Origin of the sequence: Streptomyces sp. x-80, from assembly GCF_046549095.1 — a bacterium.
In the GTDB taxonomy this organism is placed as follows: domain Bacteria; phylum Actinomycetota; class Actinomycetes; order Streptomycetales; family Streptomycetaceae; genus Streptomyces; species Streptomyces celluloflavus.
This window is the reverse complement of record NZ_JAJPWM010000018.1, coordinates 1-16,567: the sequence shown is the minus strand read 5'-3', so window position 1 is coordinate 16,567 and position 16,567 is coordinate 1. Positions and strand designations below refer to the sequence as shown.

General features: G+C 71.6%; 12 protein-coding genes. 6 read left to right on the top strand and 6 right to left on the bottom strand.

Annotated features, from left to right (window positions below; all coding sequences use genetic code 11):
* Position 1: 1 nt before the first annotated feature.
* Both ACLJWH_RS30525 and ACLJWH_RS30520 read right to left on the bottom strand, forming a co-directional pair.
* Complete coding sequence (locus tag ACLJWH_RS30525) at positions 2-5,935, bottom strand: SDR family NAD(P)-dependent oxidoreductase (RefSeq protein WP_411145009.1); 5,934 nt, start codon at positions 5,933-5,935, stop codon at positions 2-4.
* 136 nt (positions 5,936-6,071) lie between these two features.
* Positions 6,072-6,923 (bottom strand): alpha/beta fold hydrolase, encoded by an 852-nt coding sequence (locus tag ACLJWH_RS30520; protein ID WP_094792096.1) that lies wholly within the window; start codon positions 6,921-6,923, stop codon positions 6,072-6,074.
* 411 nt (positions 6,924-7,334) lie between these two features.
* Between ACLJWH_RS30520 and ACLJWH_RS30515 the strand changes: the two genes are divergently transcribed.
* The 5 genes from ACLJWH_RS30515 to ACLJWH_RS30495 all read left to right on the top strand — a co-directional run bounded on the left by ACLJWH_RS30515 (position 7,335) and on the right by ACLJWH_RS30495 (position 11,826).
* Positions 7,335-7,586 (top strand): acyl carrier protein, encoded by a 252-nt coding sequence (locus tag ACLJWH_RS30515; protein WP_052860299.1) that lies wholly within the window; start codon positions 7,335-7,337, stop codon positions 7,584-7,586.
* The gene (locus ACLJWH_RS30510; protein ID WP_411145008.1) at positions 7,583-8,449 is read left to right on the top strand and encodes a class I SAM-dependent methyltransferase; all 867 of its coding nucleotides are present in this window, start codon (positions 7,583-7,585) and stop codon (positions 8,447-8,449) included. The genes ACLJWH_RS30515 and ACLJWH_RS30510 overlap by 4 nt, the downstream gene beginning before the upstream one ends.
* Positions 8,450-8,489: 40 nt before the next feature.
* Positions 8,490-9,815 (top strand): NAD(P)/FAD-dependent oxidoreductase, encoded by a 1,326-nt coding sequence (locus ACLJWH_RS30505; protein ID WP_381711256.1) that lies wholly within the window; start codon positions 8,490-8,492, stop codon positions 9,813-9,815.
* The gene (locus ACLJWH_RS30500) at positions 9,812-10,840 is read left to right on the top strand and encodes an SDR family oxidoreductase (protein ID WP_411145007.1); all 1,029 of its coding nucleotides are present in this window, start codon (positions 9,812-9,814) and stop codon (positions 10,838-10,840) included. The genes ACLJWH_RS30505 and ACLJWH_RS30500 overlap by 4 nt, the downstream gene beginning before the upstream one ends.
* 71 nt (positions 10,841-10,911) lie before the next feature.
* A complete protein-coding gene (locus ACLJWH_RS30495) occupies positions 10,912-11,826 on the top strand; it encodes an SDR family NAD(P)-dependent oxidoreductase (RefSeq protein WP_411145006.1) in 915 nt (304 codons plus the stop codon).
* Positions 11,827-11,951: 125 nt separating this feature from the next.
* On the opposite strand, the gene ACLJWH_RS30490 is transcribed toward ACLJWH_RS30495, so the two are convergent.
* Together ACLJWH_RS30490 and ACLJWH_RS30485 are read right to left on the bottom strand one after the other, a co-directional pair.
* On the bottom strand, positions 11,952-12,761 hold the full coding sequence (locus ACLJWH_RS30490) for a 4'-phosphopantetheinyl transferase family protein (RefSeq protein WP_411145005.1): 810 nt from the start codon (positions 12,759-12,761) through the stop codon (positions 11,952-11,954).
* A 10-nt stretch (positions 12,762-12,771) separates the two neighbouring features.
* Entirely contained in the window at positions 12,772-13,089 is a 318-nt protein-coding gene (locus tag ACLJWH_RS30485; RefSeq protein WP_411145004.1) for a helix-turn-helix domain-containing protein, read from the bottom strand.
* A 629-nt stretch (positions 13,090-13,718) separates the two neighbouring features.
* Here ACLJWH_RS30485 and ACLJWH_RS30480 point away from each other — a divergent pair.
* Complete coding sequence (locus tag ACLJWH_RS30480; protein WP_131125208.1) at positions 13,719-14,696, top strand: beta-ketoacyl-ACP synthase 3; 978 nt, start codon at positions 13,719-13,721, stop codon at positions 14,694-14,696.
* A gap of 412 nt (positions 14,697-15,108) precedes the next feature.
* Here ACLJWH_RS30480 and ACLJWH_RS30475 read toward each other — a convergent pair whose 3' ends face one another.
* Positions 15,109-15,759, bottom strand: coding sequence for an LLM class flavin-dependent oxidoreductase (locus ACLJWH_RS30475; protein WP_411145003.1), 651 nt, complete (start codon positions 15,757-15,759; stop codon positions 15,109-15,111).
* Positions 15,756-16,466: an AMP-binding protein gene (locus ACLJWH_RS30470; protein WP_411145002.1), complete on the bottom strand. Its 711-nt coding sequence runs from the start codon at positions 16,464-16,466 to the stop codon at positions 15,756-15,758. Before ACLJWH_RS30470 ends, ACLJWH_RS30475 begins: the two co-directional genes overlap by 4 nt.
* Positions 16,467-16,567 lie beyond the last annotated feature (101 nt).

Sequence of the window (16,567 nt, the reverse complement as noted above, 5' to 3'; positions counted from 1 at the left end):
TTCAGCCCACCCCCAAGTCGTTGTCGATCAGGTCGAACAGGTCGTCGGCGGACGCTTCGTCGATACGCTCCCTGCGCAGGCCGCCGCCCCTGTCGTCGAGCGCCGCGAGCAGGGACCGCAACCGCGTGCGGACGGCCGCCACGTCGGACTCGGCGACCGACGGAAGCAGCCCGGCGAGGCGGTCCAGATCCGTGTGCACACCGGGCGCCGCCTTCTGGCCCCCGGCGGCGTGCTCGTCGAGCAGCGTGCGCAGATGCGCGGCGAGCGCGGGAACCGTCGGGTGGCCGAACACCAGGGTGGACGGCAGAGAGAGGCCGGTCACCTGACTCAGCCGGTTGCGCAGCCGCACCGCGCCCAGCGAGTCCAGGCCCAGTTCCTTGAAGGGACGCTCCGGGTCGACCGCGCCCGCGTCCTCGTACCCGAGGACCACGGCGACCTCCGCGGCGACCGCCGCCAGCACCAGCGCGTCCCGCTCCTCGGGCGGAGCGGCCGCAAGGCGGACGGGCAGCGCCGCGCCTTCCCGGCCCGCGGGCCCCTGCGCGGCCGGCACCAGGGCCCGCAGCACGGCGGGTAGCGAGCCCTCGCGGGCCTGGGCACGCAGGGCGGCCAGGTCGAGCCGGGCAGGCAGCAGCAGGGCGTCCTCCGTGCCGTGCACCGCGTCGAACAGGCGCAGCCCCTCGTCGGTGGCGAGCGGCGCCAGCCCCGACCTGCCCAGCTGGGCCACCTCGGCGTCCCCGAGGTGCCGGGTCATGTCGCTCGCCTCCTCCCACAGGCCCCAGGCCAGCGAGAGCGCGGGCAGCCCCTGGGCGCGCCGCCACTGCGCGAAGGCGTCGAGGAACGTGTTGGCCGCCGCGTAGTTGCCCTGCCCCGGGCCGCCGATGGTGCCCGCGACCGAGGAGAACAGGACGAACGCGGCGAGCGGCACGGACTCGGTCAGCTCGTGCAGGTGCAGGGCCGCGTCCACCTTGGGCCGCAGAACGCGGTCCAGCCGCTCGGGCGTCAGCGTCTCCAGGAGGCCGTCGTCGAGCGCCCCCGCGGAGTGGACGACGGCGGTCAGCGGATGCGTGGCGTCGACCGATGCGAGGAGCGTCGCCGTCGCCGACCGGTCCGTGACGTCGCACGCCGCGACGGTGACCTGGGCGCCGAGGCCGGCCAGTTCGGCCGTCAGCTCCGGCACGCCGTCGGAGTCCCGGCCGCGACGGCTGACCAGGAGCAGATGCCGCGCGCCCCGTTCGGCGGCGAGATGCCGGGCCAGCTGGGCGCCGAGTCCGCCGGTGCCCCCGGTGATCAGGACCGTGCCGTCCGGGTCGAAGGGGAGCGGCCCGCCGAAGGCGCCGCGGACACGGACGGCACGGGGGACGTGGAGCACGCCGTTGCGTACGGCGACCTGAGGCTCCTCGGCGGCCAGTGCGACGGGCAGGACGCGCGCGGGATCGTCGGAGGCGTCGCCGGTCAGATCGACGAGTGCGAAGCGGCCGGGATGCTCGGACTGCGCGCTGCGTACCAGCCCCCACAGGGGCGCGAGGTCGGGGGAGACGGCCGCGCCGGGAGCGGTGGCCACGGCGTTCCGGGTGACCAGCGTCAGGCGCGCGTCGGCGAACCGCTCATCGGCCAGCCAGCCGCGCAGCAGCGTGAGGGTGTGGTGGGCGCGGGCGCGAGCCGCCTCCGCGGTGGGCGTGCCGTACGCCGCGGGCACGAACGCGATGACGGTGTCCGGCACGGGTCTGCCCGCGTCGAGCGCAGCGACGAGGTGGGGGAGGGCGGTGTAGGTGGGGAGGTGCGGGGCGTCCGAGCCGCTCACGGCACCTGGGCACGCCATGGTCGTCCCGTCCTCGGCCAGGACCGCCCAGCGTCCGGACACGGTGGCCGGGGCGGGGTCCGGGGCCGGTGCCGCCTGCCACTCCACGCGGAAGAGGGAATCGGCCGGCCCGTGCGCGCCGGCCAGGCGGGCCGGGTTCACCGGGCGGGCCGTGACCGAGTCGACGGTGACCACCGGGGCGCCTGCCGCGTCGACCGCGGACATCTGTACGGTGCCCTCGCCGAGTGTGGTGAGGGACACCCGCAGGTGCGTGGCGCCCGCCCGGACGACGCGCACACCGGACCAGGTGAACGGCAGCCATGCCTGCCCGGACGCTCCGTCGGTACCGGCCAGTTCGGTGAGCTGGGCGTGGAACGCGGCGTCGAGCAGGGCCGGGTGCACCCCGTACCCCTCGGCGTTCCCGCTGCCCCCGGCCGCCGCGGTGTCCACCTCGGCGAGGAGCACACCGTCGCGCCGCCAGGCCGCGCGTAGCCCGCGGAAGACGGGCCCGTATCCGAAGCCCCGGTCGGCGAGCCGGTCGTAGAGGCCGTCGACGTCCAGCGGCTCGGCGCCCGACGGGGGCCAGGAGGCGGGACCGGGGGAGTCGTCGCGGTGCGCCGGGGCGGGCGCGAGGAAGCCGCCGGCGTGCCGCGTCCAGTCGCCGCCGCCCGCCGCGTCGGCCGGCCGGGAGTGGACCGCCACCGGCCGCCGTCCCCGGGCGTCCGGGGCGCCGACCGATGCCTGGAGGTCGGCGGCGCCCTCGTCGGGGAGCACCAGCGGCTCCTCCAGCGTCAGCTCCTCGACCACGTCGCAGCCGACGTGCGAGGCGGCGAGGACGGCCATGTCCACGAAGGCGGTGCCCGGCAGCAGTACGGTGCCGTAGACCGAGTGGTCGTCCAGCCAGCCGTGCGTGCCCCGCGAGACGCGCCCGGTGAACACCCACCCGCTGCCGTCGGCGAGTTCGGCTCCGGCGGTCAGGAGCCGGTGTCCGGTGGAGTGCAGTCCCGCTTCTCCGATGTCGCCCGCGGCGGGCCGGGGCGCCGCCCAGTAGCGCGTCGGCTCAAAGGCGTACGTGGGGAGTTCGACGTGGCGCGCGGCGGCCGGATCGAACACCGCGGCCCAGTCCACGGGCGCCCCATGGGCGTGCACGGCGGCCAGCGAGGCGGTGAACTGTGCATGTTCCCGCCCGCGCCGGGCCGAGCCGAGGACGGCCGCGGCGGCCCGGCCGGTCCCGCCTTCCCGTCCCCCCGCCCGCTCCACCGTCTGCTCCATCGCGAAGGTGAGGATCGGGTGCGGACTCACCTCGATGAACGTGGTGTGTCCCTGGTCGAGCAGCGTGCGGACGACCTCCTCGAACCGCACGGTCCGGCGCAGGTTCCGGTACCAGTAGTCGGCGTCGAGGCCACTGGTGTCGAACGCGCCCGCGGTGACCGTGGAGTGGAAGAGCACCTCTGCGGAGCGCGGCGCGATCGGTGCCAGAACCTCGGCCAGACGCTCCTTGAGCGACTCGACCTGGGGGGAGTGCGAGGCGTAGTCCACGGGGACCCGCCGGGCCCAGATGTCCTCGGCGGCGCAGCGGGCGAGCAGCCCGTCCAGGGCGTCGGAGTCCCCGGAAACCGTCATGGACGAGGGGCCGTTGACGGCGGCGACCGATATGAGTCCGTCCCAGTCCGCCAGGAGCGGCAGCAGCCGCTCGGGCGACGCCGTCATCGACGCCATGCCGCCCCGCCCCGCCATCTCCGCGATGGCCTTGCTGCGCAGCGCCACGACGCGGGCGGCGTCCTGGAGCGAGAGGCCCCCGGCGACGTACGCGGCGGCTATCTCGCCCTGCGAGTGCCCGACCACGGCGTCCGGGTGCACGCCATGGTGGCGCCAGAGCGCGGCGAGCGCCGCCATCACCGCGAACAACGCGGGCTGCACGACGTCCACCCGGTCCAGCGGGGGAGCATCGGGCGCTCCGCTCAGGACCTGGTCGAGTGAGAAGTCGGTGTAGGGCGCGAGTGCGTCGGCGCAGGCGCTGAACTCCTCGGCGAACACCGGGTGCGCAGCGGCGAGTTCACGGCCCATGCCGATCCACTGGGAGCCCTGGCCGGGGAAGACGAAGACGGTCTTCCCGGCGCGGGCGCGGGCCCGGGTCACCTGATCCGCCTCCTCGCCCCGGGCGACCGCAGCGACCGCGTCGAGGAGTTCGGTGCGGGTGGTGCCGGTGAGGGTGGCTCGGTGGTCGAAGTGGGTGCGGGTGTGGGCGAGGGCGGCGCCGATCTGGGTGGGGGTGGCGTGGGGGTGTGTGGTGGTGAGGTGGGTGTGCAGGCGGCGTGCCTGGGCGCGCAGGGCGGTGGGCGTCTTGGCGGAGAGCACCCACGGCACCACGGGAGGCGTCGCAAGGGAGGAGGGAAGTCCGGACCCCGGCGTCTCCGCCTGCACGGCGGGTGCCTCCTCCACGAGGACGTGCGCGTTGGTCCCGCCCATACCGAAGGCGGATACTCCGGCTCGGCGGATGCGTTGGCTGCGTGGCCAGGGGGTGGTTTCGGTGAGGAGGGAGATGCCGTTGTCGGGCCAGTTGGCTTTGGGTGTGGGCCGGTCGACGTGGAGGGTTTTGGGCAGTGTTTCGTGGCGGAGTGCCTGGATCATTTTGATCAGTCCGCCGATGCCTGCGGCGGCTTGGGTGTGTCCGATGTTGGATTTGAGTGAGCCGAGTCGTAGGGGTTGTGCGGTGGGGCGGTTGTGGCCGTAGGCGGCTGTGAGGGCGTCGATTTCGATGGGGTCGCCGAGGGTGGTGCCGGTGCCGTGTCCTTCGACGGCGTCGATGTCGTGGGGGTGGAGTCGTGCGGTGGTGAGTGCCTGGGTGATGACGCGTTGTTGGGAGGTGCCGTTGGGGGCGGTGAGGCCGTTGCTGGCGCCGTCCTGGTTGACTGCGGTGCCTGGGATGAGGGCGAGGATGCGGTGGTTGTTGCGGTGGGCTTGGCTGAGGCGTTCGAGCAGGATGATTCCGATGCCTTCGGCCCAGCCGGTGCCGTTGGCGGCTTCGGCGTAGGAGCGGCATCTGCCGTCCGGTGAGAGTGCGCGTTGTCTGCTGAATTCGGTGAAGACTTTTGGTGTGGCCATGACGGTGGCGCCGCCGGCCAGGGCGAGTGTGCATTCGCCCTGGCGCAGGGCCTGTACCGCGAGGTGCACGCTCACCAGTGACGACGAGCAGGCCGTGTCGACAGTGAGAGCCGGCCCCTCGAAGCCGAAAGCGTAGGCGACCCGGCCCGACAGGACGCTGCCCGCGGAGCCGATGCCCCAGTAGCCCTCCAACTCGCCGGGGCCGGACCGCGCCACGCTCTCGTAGTCCTGGCCGCTGCTGCCCACGTACACGCCGGTCCGCGATTTCTTCAGGCCGCCGGGGGCGATGCCCGCGTTCTCCAGGGTCTCCCAGACGGTTTGCAGGAGCAGCCGCTGCTGGGGGTCCATCGCCAGGGCCTCGCGGCGCGCGATGCCGAAGAACTCCGCGTCGAAGTCGGCGACCGGGTCGAGGAATCCGCCGGTGCGGGCGTAACTGGTGCCGGGCTGCTCGGGGTCGGTGGAGAAGAGGCCGTCGAGGTCCCAGCCCCGGTCGCGGGGGAAGTCCGTGACGACGTCGCGGCCGGCGGCCACCAGGTCCCACAGGTCGTCGGGGGAGGCCACGCCGCCCGGATACCGGCAGGCCATGCCCACGACGGCGATGGGGTCATCGTCGGGGTCCGGGCCCGCGCCGGCGTCCGCTGCTTCCGCCGCCGGGGCGTCGTCCTCGGGGTGCGCGAAGCCGAGCAGGCCGAGCAGGTGCTCCGCCACGGCGGCCGCCGTCGGGTGGTCGAAGAGCAGGGTGAGCGGCAGTTCCAGGCCGGTGGCCTGGCTCAGCCGACTGGTCAGCTCCACGGCCGCAAGGGAGTTGTAGCCGTAGTCGCGGTAGGCCATCTCCGGGTCGATGCCGAGCGGGTCCGTGCCCGCCAGGCCCGCGGTCTCCTCGCGGACCAGGTCGAGCAGGGCCGCCGAGCGGCGGTCGGCCGGCAGCCCGGCCAGGCGCCCCGCCACCCCCTCGGCAGCCCCGGACTCCCCGGCCCGCACGTCCTGGTCCGGCTCTGATCGCCGGGTCCGCTCGTCCATCGGGTCAGCCATGCCGTCCTCCACGTCGTCTCCCTGCGCCCCCGCGCCTCGCCGCCGCTCCCGTATACGGGATACGGCCACAGAGTTCCGTCGTCCGCCCTGGTGGGAGGCCGTCCTCCCGCTGGGAGGCACTCCTCCGGGGAGCCTCCTACGAGGAGGTGGCCTTGCCCGTCAGCAGGAAGGACCGGATGTGCGCGCTGAGCTGTTCCGGCTGGTCCTCGGGAATGAGGGTGTAGCTGTCTTCGATCTCGACGAGCTGGCCCTTGGGCAGCAGCTCGGCGAGCTTGCGTCCGTGCTCGGGCGGCATCACCTTGTCCTCGGCGGCCCAGACCACGAGAGCGGGCCGGTCGAAGTCGCGCAACTTTTCGGCCCAGCCGAGAAGTTCACTCTTCGACGGCACTCCGAGCACGTACTTGCGCAGGTCGCGGCGGACCTCCTTGGAGGTCCACAGCGGTTCGAACCAGCCGTTCATCACTTCGTGCGGGACCGGCCGCTTGCTCATCCAGCCCCAGGTCATGGGCAGCCGGCGCATCGGCTTCCACTTCAGCAGCTTGAAGGCGAGGTTTATGCCGCCCGGCAGCTTCGCCGAGGTGAAGAGGTTGCTTCCGGGTACGCCCGGCGGGAAGTTGTCGAACGCCTCGCACGAGGTGATGACGAGGCGCCCGATCCGCTCGTCCCTGCCCTCGGAGACCAGGGCCTGCGCACCGCCCCAGTCGCTCATCACCAGCGTGACGTCGCGCAGGTCGAGCCGGTCGAGGAACTCCGCGACCAGCCGGGCCACGCCCGCGATCGACAGGTCCGCGTCCGGCTTCATCGGCCGGCGGTGACCACCCAGCGGCAACGTCGGTACCACGCACCGGAAGTCGGAACGCAGAGGCGCCACCACGTTCCGCCACAGAGAGCCGTCCATCGCGACACCGTGCAGCAGAACCACGACCGGCCCCTCACCGCCGGTGTCCTGATACTCCACCGTGCCAGCCGAAAGGTCTACCTCAGCCATTTCACATCTCCTCGGAGCTGTACGGGTTCGGGAGGTCGCGAAGGGATGCTCGCACCGGACGCAACACTCGATGCCCAGTTGCGCGGTGCGGCAGCCGCCGGACAGGTGAGCCGGGGCAAGCAAAACATCTCGGACTCATTTTCGCCAGCAACAACCAGGCTGAGAACGATCATTGCCCTTAAGGGCAATAGTCGGCCGGCGGACGTCTGGGTACTGTGGCAACTCCCGTGCCGGAGCCGTCCGCCGCAAGGTGAAGGACGAGTGCACGGACGAGATACGCCGTGCGGCTTCAGCCCGCGCCTCAGAGGTCATTACTCCGGAATCTCGCCCTCGAACTCCTGGCGCATCAGCCGGATCGTGGGCTTACAGAACCCCGGTCATCCCATCACCGTACACCGGAAAGGCTGTTCCGTGATCACTGCTGAAGAAGTGTGCGTCCGCATTGCCAAGAAGCTCGGCAGCAAGGCGAATTCGTACACCCTCAACGAGGACACCGCGTTCGACTCCGTGGGCCTGTCGAGCCTGCAGATCGCCGACATCGTCTACACCATCGAGGACGACCTGGAGATCGAATTCGACGAGAGCAAGGCCGCGAGCGTGAAGACGGTTGCGGACCTGGTGAAGCTCGCCGAGGAAACCCAGCAGGGCAGCGCCGCCGCGTGACGGCCATCGATTACCAGGGCGCCACCGCGGAGTCCATCAAGCATCATTACGACGTCTCCAACGACTTCTTCGCGCTGTGGCTGGACACGGACCTCACGTACACATGTGCGCTGTGGGACGAGGGCGACACGCTCGAAAGCGCCCAGAAGCGCAAGCTCGATTACCTCATCGACGGTGCGCGGGCGGCCGGCGCGCGCCGCGTCCTCGACGTCGGCTGCGGCTGGGGAAGCCTGCTCGAACGGCTGGTCCGCACGCACGGCGTGCAGCAGGCCGTCGGCCTCACCCTCAGCGACAGCCAGGCGGAACGCCTGCGTGAGCTGGCACTTGAGCGCACCGAGGTGCGGGTGGAGAACTGGCTCGACCACGAGCCCGCCGAGCGGTACGACGCGATCATCTCCATCGGCGCCTTCGAGCACTTCGCGCGCACCGGCCTGTCCCGTGCCGAACGGGTCGCCGCGTACCGCGAGTTCTTCGAGCGCTGCCGCGCCTGGCTGCCCAAGGGCGGCAGGATCGCGCTGCAGACGAACATCAAGGGAAACAACGTCCAGATGGACAAGCAGACCGTGCGGGACCTGCTTTTCATTGTCGACATCATTTTCCCGGAGTCCGAGATTCCGGCGCTCTCCGAGGTTCTCGAATCGAGCGAGAAGCGCTTTGACGTCGTCCATCTGCGCAACGACCCGGATCACTACAGCCGCACCTGCCAGGAATGGTTCGACCGGTTGCGGGCCAACCGCGATCAGGCCGTGAAGGTGGCCGGCGAGGAAAACGTCGCCAACTACGAGCGATATCTGAGTTCCACGGTCGGCCACTTCAGGAACCGTCATCTGGGCCTGTCGAGGATCGTCCTCGAAGCCGTGTGACCGACAGCTCCACCGGCGGGTCCTCTTGAGGAGCACTCATTTGAACGCGTACAAGCACGTCGTCTATTGGCACGACACCGAAAAAGTCACCATCGAGGCTCCTCTCCGGGAACGCGTCGACTGCGACGTCTGTATTGTCGGCGGCGGTTTCACGGGACTCTGGACCGCCTACTTCCTCAAAGAGGCCGAGCCCGCGCTCGACATCCGCATCGTCGAGGCGAACCACTCCGGCTACGGCGCCTCGGGCCGCGCCGACGGATTCGTCACGCCAACCATCGGCAAAGACATCCAAGCTTTGGTGAAAGAATTCGGGCTCCAGCGCGCGCTTGAGGCATCACAGGCGGTCGGCCGCTCGATCCTGGAAATCGGCCGGTTTGCCCGCAAGAACCGCGTCGACGCGGAGTACGAGGCCAACGACTACCTGATGGTGGCCACCGACGCCGCCCAGCTCAAGCGGCTGGAACACGACCGCGCTCTCGCCGAGCGGATGGGCGCCGCCCAGGCGGAGATCCTCCCGCGCGAGGAGTCCCGGGCCGTCATCGGCTCACCCGCGGTGCTCGGCAGCATGCGCACCGGCGGCGCGCTCGTGAACCCCTTCAAACTCTCCCGCGGCATCGCCCGCGTGGTGCGGGAGAAGGGCGTGACGATCTACGACAACTCGCCCTGCCTGCGCGTGGAACCGGGAGTGCGGCCGACTGTCGTGACCGCCGGCGGGCAGGTCAAGGCCGACAAGGTCGTCCTGGCCACCAACGTCCACATGGACGCCTTCCCGCCGTTCCGCAGGAAGGTCATCCCGATCTGGACGTACGCGATGGTGAGCGAGCCGCTCTCCGACGCGCAGCTGGGACGCGTGAACTGGGAGGGGCGCGAGGGCCTGGTCGAGGCCAAGTCACTGCTGACCTGCGCCCGCTTCACGCACGGCAACCGCATCATGTTCGCCGGCGGCCCGACCCCGTACTACTACGGCAGGGACAAGCGGCAGCGGAACATGAACCGGCCCGAGGTCTACCGGGAGATCCACCGGGAGTTCTTGCGGTTCTTCCCGATGTGGGGCGACGTGGAGTTCAGCTACGCGTACGGCGGGACCGCCGATGTCGTCCGCGACTTCGCCCCGCACTTCGGCAGGCTCGGCGGCGGCAACATCCTGTACGGATACGGTTATTGCGGCAACGGCATCGCGGCCACCCACACCGGGGGCAAGGTCCTTCGCGACCTCACGCTCGGCAAGGACACGGACTTCTCGCGGCTGCTCTTCGTGGACGACGAGCGGCGTAAGCCGCCCGCCGCCTTCCCGCCCGACCCGGTCCTGTTCGCCGGCGCCCGTGCCGTGGCACGGCTGATGGACTGGAAGGACTCCCGCGCATGAGCCGTACCGTGAGCGGCGCGGAAGCTCGCCCCACCGTCCTCCTGACCGGCGCGTCCGGGGTCGTCGGACGCTCCCTCCTGCGGGAGCCGGACGGCCCGCGGTTCGTCGTCGCCACCCACAGCACGCCGGTGCCCGAGGCCGGGGACGCGCGGTCGGTGCGCCTGGACATGACCGCGGAGCGCTTCGGCCTCTGCGAGGACAGCTACGCCGCCCTCGTCGCCGAGGTCGATGTCGTCATCCACTCCGCGGGCCTGACGGAGTGGGGCCTGCCCGCCGAGGACTACCGCCCGATCAACATCGAGGGCACCCGACGGGTTGCGGAGTTCGCCGAACGGGCGGACGCCACCGTCCACTTCATCAGCACGGCGTTCGTCGCCGCGCTCGCGGACACCGCGCCCGTGCCGCTCGGCGCGGACAACGTCTGCCGCAACTACATCAGCTCCAAGCGGGAGGCGGAGCGCGTCCTGCGCGACAGCGGGGTGAGGCACACCGTCTTCCGTCCCACCAACCTCATCGGCGACTCCACCACGGGCTGGACCTCGCAGGGCCAGATCGTGCAGCTGATGTCGGACTGGCTGGGCCGCGGCAGGGCGCCCTTCGTCCCCGTGCACCCGGGCATCCGGATGGACTTCGTCCCGCAGGACCTGCTGTCCAAGGCGGTCCTGCGCGCCATCGAACTGAGCGACGACGCAGGCGAGTTCTGGGTGACGTACGGTCCGGAGGCCATGGACCTGGAGTCCTGCCTGCGGGTGCTGGCCGAGCACGCCGCCGGGCGTGGGCGTTCGCTGCTGCCGCCGCCGGTGGTGAACGCCGACGAGCTCGCCCCGGACGCCATCGGGAACACCGCCCCGCGGACCCGCTCCTACCTGTCCGTCCTGCGCGACGTCAGCGAGGTCACCCGGTGCAGCGGCGGTGTGCTGCCCACCTCCATGCCCGAGCTGCGCGAGCGCTATGGCATTCCACAAGTCGACGACAGGGCGGCTTATTTGAAGAGCTTGGAGTACGCGGCGGAGCACCTCGGCTAGACCGGACGGCCGGGTCACGCGGCCGGAGTGAGCGGCCGGTCCAAGCGGCCGGACGAACGGAAGGACATGCTGTGAACGAGGACTGGAACTCGCCTGACCTGCGCGGCAAGGTGGCCGTGGTCACCGGCGCCAGCCGTGGCGTGGGCCGCGGCATCGCGCTCGCGCTCGGCGCTGCGGGCGCCACCGTGTACGTCACGGGCTGCAGCACTCGGGACGGCGCGCGCACCGAAGGACTGCCCGGCACGGTGGACGACACCGCCGAGGAGGTCACCGGGCGCGGCGGCAAGGGCATCGCTGTGCGCTGCGATCACGGAGCGGCCGCGGACAACGAGGCGCTCGCCGCCCGTGTCCAGGCCGACCACGGCAAGCTGGACCTGCTGGTCAACAACGCCTGGGGAGGCTACGAACGTTCCTCCGAGGTCCGCTTCGACGCGCCCTTCTGGGACCAGCCGATGTGGCGCTACGAACTTTTCGAGACGTCGCTGCGCGCGCAGTACGACGTCACTCGCAGGCTCGTCCCGCTGATGCTGCCGCAGCGGAGCGGCCTGATCGTCGGCATCAGCTTCTCCGACGGCGACATCTACCTCGGCCAGGCCGGCTACGACGTCTTCAAATCGGCGTCCGACCGCCTGTGCCGGGGCTTCGCCGCCGACCTGCGCAAGAAGGGCGTCGCGGCGCTCTCCCTGCACCCGGGCTTCGTCCGTACGGAGCGGGTGGAGGCGGCCTGGGAGGCGATGGGCGACGGCCCCGCGTCGGTGGTGCACTCCCCGGAGTACGTGGGGCGGGCGATCGCGGCCCTGCTTGCGGACCCCGAGGTGGTGGAGCGCACGGGCAAGGTGCTCAGCACCGGTGACCTGGCGGTCGAGTACGGCTTTGCCGACGTGGACGGACGGCAGCCGCCGGCGTTCCGCCTGGAGGGCCGGATGAGCCTGGCGACCCGGATGCACCGGTTGAACAAAGTGGTCAAGTCGGCGGCGGAGCGGTAGAGCGGCCGACTCGAAGGTGTCCTGCCCGGCACGCTGTTCATCCCGTCCACCTCTGCCGGGCTCCGCGGCCACGTCTCCCACGCCGGCCAGTCGTCCGGACGTGAGCCGTGTGCCCCTCGCCCCAGTCATTCCATCAGCAGTCGGGAGGTACGTATGGTGGGGATCCGTCCCCGTCCCGCGGGACCCTGGAGACGCAGGGCGACGGCCGCGTGACAGCCGTCGGGCGCGGGCACGTCGAGAAGGGCCCAACCGTCGGGCCCGGGCGGTGCCCAGGGTGGGGCCAGTGCCGCGGCGAGGCCGACGTGGTGGGCGCCGACCCCGCCGGGCAGTCCGGTGCCCATCCCTTTGAGGAAGGCTTCCTTGCGCACCCAGCAACCCAGCAGCGCCTCCTGACGCGCCGTCGGATGCAGGGTGTCGAGGGCGCGCCGCTCGTCGGGATGCAGGCGCCGGGCCATCCGTTCGAGGCCGCCGCCGACCAGTTCCAGGGACTCGATGTCGGCCCCGACCGGCGAGGCGGCCAGCGCGTAGAGCGCGATGTCCCCGGCGTGCGAGAGCGAGAAGTGCACCCCGGAGTGACCGGCGACGGCGGGACGCCCGTGCGGCTTCTCGCAGCCGGGCATCCCGCACCGCTCGCGGACGAGGGTGACGTCCTGTGGCGCGGTGCCGAGACGGACGCCGAGCAGCACGCGCAGCCCCACGTGGGAGGTGACGAAGCGCCTGCGCGCCGCTGGGTCCTGGAACCCGGCGGCACGCTCCGCCTCTTCGGTGTCGAGGATCCCGGAGCGCGCGGCGGCTGCCGCGGCGTGGTCCGGAATCCACAGCGTCCACACGTCGACCGCGTCGGTCCTGTCCGCCGTGCCGAGCGGATCGTCCGTGTCGGTGTCGTGAGGTCCGGGCGGCCCGCCTGCCGCCCCTGCCGGAAGGGACTCAGTCATGAAGGTGCCACTACGGCCTGTCGAGGTCCTTCGGATCGGGCCGGAGGTCGTCCGACCACTCCGCGGAGAGGAGTGCGGCCTCCACCCGGGACCGCAGCCCCAGCTTCCTCGTGATGCTGGTCAGATGGGCCTTGACGGTCCGCTCTGCGATGCCGAGCCGGCGGGCGAGCTCCCGGTTCCCCTCACCGTCCGGCAGCACGCTGAACACTTCGAGTTCCCGTGGCGTCAGCACCTGCAGGACGGACCCTTCCCCCGATGCCGGGCGGCCGCCACCGCCCCCTATTCGCCTACCGATGCCCCCGCCGACCTGAAGCCTCTCCCCGTGCATGCGTTCTCCAACTCCTTGAGGAAGTCGTCACCGCGGGAGGAACGGGACCGATCTATTGCACACAACCGCTATTCCCCCTTCGACCCGACAGGAAATAAGACAGCACCCGAACCGGCCGGCCGCTGTTGTGACGTGCATCACTCCACTGTACCCCCACGGTGAGGGCCGCCAGTCGGAACTGGATTCCACGCACATGCGCGTCGGTGCGTCCAGGGAGCGTAAGGCGAGGTGGTGCTCCGTTCAAGCCTTCTCCGATGAATTCGGTGGTCGCCATCATAATTGGTCAAGCGCTCAACTGCCACTGCTGACATGCGGGTTCGCCGTGGCGGGTGGCTCGGTCCGGCCCCGCGGTGGTGGTCACCGAGGGGCGGACGCGCGCCTTTCGGTCCTCGTGCGGAATTCTCCGCAGGGGTGGCGAAAGGCAATCCGCACCGCAATCCGGCCCTTCAATCAGTCCTCCCTCCTCTGGTTCGCGGCCGTGTGCGGAGTCGGATGCGGGTAAGGGAATCTCTCCGTCAAGTGGAATTGACGGCTCCGTGCAAAAAGCCGCCCGTATTCAGGGTCCCGGAGGGTCGAATTTTTGATGCCCGACGGACCATCCGCCGTCGCAGACAGCTAGAGGTGACCGTATGTCGTCCAATTCATCCGCTCTGACCGGTTTCGGCGCCGCGGCTGGTTCCCGGATCGCGGCCGTCGCCGGCGTCCGCCCCGAACGGGTCGTCGGCAACGAAGAGCTGGGCAGGGGCCTCGGCGTCACGGCCGAGTGGATCGAGCGACGGGTGGGCGTCCGCGAGCGGCGGTTCGCCGGAGCGGAGGAGACCGTCACGGGGATGGCGGCCGGCGCGGCGGCCAAAGCGCTCTCGACGGCGGGTCTCGCTCCCGCCGACATCGATCTGCTGGTCCTGGCCACCTGCTCCATGCCGTCGCCCATGCCGAGCGGCGCGGCGTCCGTCGCGGCGCTCCTCGGTGTCCCGCGCATCGCGGCCTTCGACGTCAACGCGGCCTGCGCGGGCTTCTGTTACGCCCTCGGCGTCGCCGACGGCCTCATCCGCTCCCGCACCAGCCGCCGTGCCCTGGTCATCGGGGCCGAGCGGATGACCGACTGGGTGGACCAGGGAGACGTGGACACCGCCACCGTCTTCGCCGACGGGGCCGGTGCCGCGGTCGTCGTCGCCGCGGAGCGGGCGGGGATCCATCCGGTGGAGTGGGGCGGGGACGGCGACAAGGCCGGGCTGGTCGCCATCCCCGACCGGCACGGCAGCGTGACCATGCAGGGCCAGGCCGTCTACCGCTGGGTGACCTCGGAGCTGGCCGCGGTGGCGGCAGCGGCCTGCGCACGCGCCGGGATCGCCCCGGCCGACCTCAAGGGCTTCGTGACGCACCAGGCGAACCTGCGGATGATCGAACGCCTGGCGACGAGCCTCGGCGCCACGAACGCCGCCGTGGCCCGGGACATCGTGGAGACCGGCAACACCTCGGCGGCCTCCGTGCCGTTGGCGCTGTCCCGGCTGATCGACCTCGGCCAGGTCCGGCCCGGGGACGCGATCCTGCTGATGGGCTTCGGTGCGGGCCTCAGCTACGCGGCACAGGTCATCGCCTGCCCCTGACGGGAAGTGAGGCGGCGCGGGCTCGTGCGCGTTTCGCGGAGTGAGCCGTCCAAGGGGTCGGATCACGGAGACCGCACAGAGCCGCGGCAGGCGGCACCCGGCGAAACCTTCACCGCCTTCGCCCGCTCCGTGCTCTGCGGCGGAGGGGACTCGCCTCCAGCTTCGCCGTGGCGGCCCTCGCCTCCTGGATTCGCCGGGTTCCTGGCCGGCGCTCCGATCGCCGTGGCCTCCCGCCCCCAGCAACGCCCCCCTACCCCCTCACCGCCGCATGTACCGGAGCCAGCAGGGCGATGTCGTCGGTGGTGACGGTGAGGTGGGTGGTGCCGGCGGAGTGCCAGGAGTGGGCGAGGGTGCGCCAGGTGGCCGGTTGGCCGGGGGTGGGGTGGAGGCGGGCTTCGATGCCGAAGGTGGTTCAGTCGCGGCCGGCTTCGGTTACCGCCGTGTGCAGATCGGCGATGAGTGCGCCGCCGCGGTTGACCCGGTTGGCGAGCAGGCCGGACATGGTGAAGCCGTCGGCGAGGGTGGCGATCCGGTGCAGTGAGCGCGGTCTGCCTCCGGTGCGCGGGGTGCCGCCGCCCAGCCAGAGGGGGATCGGGCGCGGCCGGGGGGTGAGGGTGACGCCGGAGAACGCGAGGTGCGCGCCGGCGAAATCCGCTTGCGGCCGCGTCCACAGCAGGCGCAGTGCGTGGATCTGTTCCTCGAACAGTGCCGTGCGGGCGCCCGGGGCGACGCCGAGGGCGGTGGACTCGGCGGGATCGGATCCGACGGCGACGCCCAGCCGCAGCCGGTCGCCGCTGAGATGGGCCAGTTGGGCTGCCTGCTTGGCGGCGAGCACCACCGGGCGGTGCGGCAGGATCGTCATCGCGGTGGCCAGCTCGATGCGGGTGGTGACCGCGGCCAGGAACGCCACCAGCGTCAGGCTCTCGTAGGCGGGGGCGCTGGACACCAGGTGCTCCGGGACGGACAGGTGGTGGTACCCGAGGTTCTCCGCGGTGACCGCGAACTCGCGGAGTCCGGCGGGTGTCAGGGTCGTCGGAACGGTCCAGCCGAGGCGGAGGGTCATTTGCGGAAGCTCTCCGGGTCGGCGGCGGAGATGAAGACCGCGCGCGGGCGTTCGGCGGGCAGCAGCTGGGAGTTGAGGAGGCGGCGTACCGCTTTCTCCCCGCCGGGCAGGGAGTCGGTGACCGACAGATGGACGTCGAGGACCTGGGTGCCGCCCTCGTCCACCACCTTGGGCACGCAGTGCACCACCCCCGGGATGGCGTGTGCGGCCTGCCGGACGGTGTTCAGCGAGACCTTCTCGCCGCGCAGCACCACGAGGTCCGACAGCCGTCCGTGGAAGGTCAGATAGCCGTCGTCGATCGAGAAGGCGTCCCCGGTGGCGATGGTCCGCGGTCCCGGCAGGACGCGCTCGCTGTGCTGCCCGACCCGTCGCAGCAGTACGGTGCCGGATTCGACCAGCAGCTCGCCCACCTCGTCCCGTACCTCGCCCACCTCGTCCCGTACCTCGCGCAGCGACGCGCGCACCCCGGGCAGCGGGCGGCCGATCGAGCCGTACCGGTGCGCGGGCTCGGCGTGCGCGGCCGGTGTCGACACGCGGGGCCCGGCCTCGGTGAGCCCGTAGGTCAGGTACAGCTCCGCGGACGGCCACGCGGCCAGCAGGTCCGCCACCTCCGCGGGCGCGAGCCGGTCCCCGCCGACCGCCAGCGCCCGCAGCCCACGGGGGAGGTGCCCGGGGTCGGCCAGACCTTCCCAGCTGAGCCTCGTCAAGGTCACCGCCCGCCGCGGGCGCTCGGTCGTCGTCCAAGGAGGAGGTGGGCCTGACTGATCTCTTCGAACCTCTCGGACGGCTCCCACGCTCGCAGGGTCGC